This is a genomic window from Frankia sp. CcWB2 (genome assembly GCF_977927585.1).
Genome location: NZ_CDWRCM010000147.1, coordinates 10,295 through 11,794 on the forward strand (window position 1 = coordinate 10,295; position 1,500 = coordinate 11,794).

General features: G+C 69.9%; 1 protein-coding gene. It reads right to left on the minus strand.

The features are described 5' to 3' along the window. Nucleotides 1–336: 336 nt before the first annotated feature. Nucleotides 337–1,500: substrate-binding domain-containing protein (locus tag ACY45C_RS15260; protein WP_462188262.1), on the minus strand; the 1,164-nt coding region annotated here is incomplete at its 5' end.

Below are 1,500 nucleotides of genomic sequence, written 5' to 3' on the forward strand. Positions count from 1 at the left end.
CTCCCTACCAGAGAAACGCACTCCCAGCAGGGCGCTCGCCCGAACTAATGTTCGGGCGAGTCGAACGTCTGTCGATGGCAGCGTACGGCGCGTGACAGGGCCGAGCTGCTCCCCGAGCTAGCCAAGTCCCTCACCGCCGTCGGCGTCGACTCCCGCATAACAGCGGCCCCGTATCACCCCCTTGGGGAGGATCGCGGATCGGTGTGTCGACCCCCGTCGCCCGGTCGGCACGATCGTGACCGTCATCAGACAGTCGACGACCGCGCGACAACGCGACAGGTCTAGCGCCATCCGGGCCTGCCCAACCTGTCCGCCGAGCCCCACGAGACCGGCTGGCTAGGCCGGCACGGGTCCCACGCCGGTCGTCAGGCTCGCAAGCTTGGCGACGTTCTCCCCGACCGTGTCGTCGTTGCGGGGGACGTAGTGCGCGTCGAAGGCGATCTTCCGGCCGTTTTCCAGGTAGTAGCGCAGGAAGGCTGCGGTCGCCGGCCGGCGCAGGGCGTCCGTGCGGGCGTAGACGAACAGCGGCTTGCACAGCGGCAGGTAGACGCCGGTGCCGACCGACACGGCGTTCGGCGCCACGCACCCGTCACCATTGTTGATTTCGACGCCGCGCAGCTTGGTGCCGAAGGTCTCGTAGGTGGGGAAGTCGAGGTAGCCGATGGCCGAGCGGTCGGCGGCCACGTCGTTGGCGACCCCACTGAGATCGGCCTGCCGGTAGTCGCGGGACCGGTCGCTGGCGTTACTGATCGTGGCGTTGAACACCTGCGCCTGCACTGAGCCGCGCGGCGGCCCGACAAACGTGATCGGCTCGTCCGGGAACGACGGGTCGATCTGGCTCCACCGGGTGACGGCGGAACCGGCCCCCCACACCTGCTTGACCTGCCGCAGGGTCAGACAGTGCAGCCAGGTGTTCTGCGGGTTGACCACGATCGGCAGGGTGTGGTACGCCACCTCGAACCCGACGACCTTCTTCTCGCAGTCGGGGTTCTTGACGAATCCGGGATTGAGTTCGAACGAGGCGCCGGCGATGTCGGCCTTGCCGCTGCACAGCGCGGCGAAACCGTCCTCGGTCGTCGTGGGCTCGATGCTGACGGTGACGTTGCGCTGCACCTGACGGAACTCGTTGTAGACGGTCTCGGTAATCGGGGCGACCTCCGAGGATCCCGCCACCCGGACGAGGTTCACGGCGGAGGCGGGTGGCCCGGTCGGGCCGGTGGCGGATGGGGCCGGCGACGCGGTGACCGCCGGGGCGGCCACCGCGTCCGCCCCGGAGTCACGGCCGGTCAGCACCACGGCGAAGGTCGCCCCGAGGGCCAAGAAGAGGACCACGACAATGGCGGCGACGACCGTGGCCCGCCGGGACCCGAAGATTCCCCGGCTGTCCCCGGCGGAGGCACCGTGCGGGCCGCCCGCACCGCCCGTCGAGAGGTCCGAGGGCAGGTCGAGCTTCCCCGGCGGCCCGAGCAGAACGTGGTCCCGATCGGCGCCCACCGGCAT